At 37.3% G+C, this 1,314-nt stretch carries 1 pseudogene; it reads left to right on the top strand.

Features of this window, described 5'->3' with window-relative positions:
* Positions 1-555: 555 nt before the first annotated feature.
* Positions 556-1,225: pseudogene (locus ACFINR_RS09330) on the top strand (phage antirepressor KilAC domain-containing protein).
* Positions 1,226-1,314: the final 89 nt, after the last annotated feature.

Raw genomic sequence — 1,314 nt, 5'->3', positions numbered from 1 at the left:
CATATCCTTATGAGTTTATGCATTACACACTTTGATTGCAATTTTAAAAACAGATTATCACTTATGCTTTGTTTTTCCATAAAAAAGTCAATAAAATCAATGTAAAAGGTACTTCCCAGCGGGTTGGCTTCGTTGCGGGACAGGCTAGTGCGAACTATCGCTAGCGACAGAATTTTCAATTTGACTGTACATTGTACACTTAACTCATTGATAAATAACAATTTCAATATGTACACTGTACAGTATGTGAAACGTTTTCTTAGCAAAAAGTAATTTTTATTACTGGACAATTCTAGTAATAGGTATTTTCAAATCAGGTGCCTCAAAAACACCTTAAAACAACTAGCGGATTAGTTGCCGAAATAACTAATCTTCCGCAATTTAAAAGCTTTAACTCATTCTATGCTACATGCATATAATAGCTTTGTCAGGTGTGGCTATGCCATATACCCCCCTTCGGGGAAAGGCATAACGACGGACTAGATGCCGTGTTTCTTAGCGACCAGCACTCTTTTAGAATGTCATTAAGGAACGTCTAACATCTAAGAATTCTTTATGAATACCATTATTAAAATTACTGAATTATGTGGCAAAAGGCATGACAATATTATGCGTGACATCAAGAAAACGCTTGAAGAACTTAACGCCCTCAAATTTGAGAAGGTTGATTTTGGTGGGCACTACCTTGATAACATAAGGTGAAAGCCGCCCTTGTTATAACCCGCCAAAGCGTGAATGCTTAATTCTTGTTTCTAGTTACAGCACTGCCTTACGAGCAAAGATAATTAACCGTTGGAAAGACAAGTAGCTATTCCATAAATTGATTACTCCAAACCCGAAGTATTACTTGGCGCCTTAAATCATCTACAAAATCAAATTGAGCAGAAAGACCATGTTATTTCAGAATTAGCACCAAAAGCAAAAGCTTTAGAAGGCTTAAAACGCTCTGATGGTTTGTTTGGTTTGATTGAAGCCGCGAAGATGTTGGAGATAAGACCAAAGGATTTAATAGATTACTTGCGTAAAAATGATTGGGTGTATCGACGTGCTCCAAGTGGTCCATTGTTACCTTAATCAGGATAAAATCAACAAAGGATTCATGGACTGTTCTGCCATCACCATTCAAAAACCGGATGGAACAGAAAAGGTGCTGCCTTCAACAAAAATCACACTTAAAGGATGGGCAGCATGTTTGAGAGAACAAGTCCACGGAGGCGTGCAATGAAGGTAGGTTCTAACTTCTTATGCGATTTATGGATGGCATTATCTCAATTTTCTAGACATGAAAATATGAGTGATAAGATTGTACTGCTC

The sequence above is a fragment of the Bartonella sp. AP19HLJMH genome (assembly GCF_042196245.1).
Classification (GTDB): Bacteria; Pseudomonadota; Alphaproteobacteria; order Rhizobiales; family Rhizobiaceae; genus Bartonella.
The sequence above is the reverse complement of the archived record's forward strand: the minus strand, read 5'-3'. Positions and strand labels throughout refer to the sequence as shown.